At 52.9% G+C, this 329-nt stretch carries 1 protein-coding gene; it reads left to right on the top strand.

Annotated features, from left to right (window positions below; all coding sequences use genetic code 11):
* The coding region (locus F0L74_RS34845; RefSeq protein ID WP_149842261.1) for a 60S acidic ribosomal protein P1 at nucleotides 1-329 on the top strand (329 nt) is incomplete at both ends.

Raw genomic sequence — 329 nt, 5'->3', positions numbered from 1 at the left:
TACGGCAACTTGCACGTTCAAAACTAAAAATGGTGTCAAAAGCTGAATTAGCATGTGTTTACTCTGCTCTCATCCTGGTGGATGATGATGTTGCCGTAACTGGTGAGAAAATTTCCACCATCTTGAAAGCGGCGTTTGTAGATGTAGAGCCATATTGGCCAGGTCTGTTCGCCAAAGCCTTGGAAGGCATCAATGTCCGTGACCTGATCACCAACATCGGCTCTGGAGTGGGTGCTGCTCCGGCCGCTGGTGGAGCGCCAGCCGCTGCTGCTGCAGCCGGCGCTCCGGCCGAGGAGAAGAAGGAAGAAAAGAAAGAGGAGGAACCCGAG

This window comes from Chitinophaga agrisoli, assembly GCF_008386695.1.
GTDB lineage: Bacteria > Bacteroidota > Bacteroidia > Chitinophagales > Chitinophagaceae > Chitinophaga > Chitinophaga agrisoli.
Note: the sequence above shows the minus strand (reverse complement) of the source record. Positions and strands in the feature narration are given on the sequence as shown.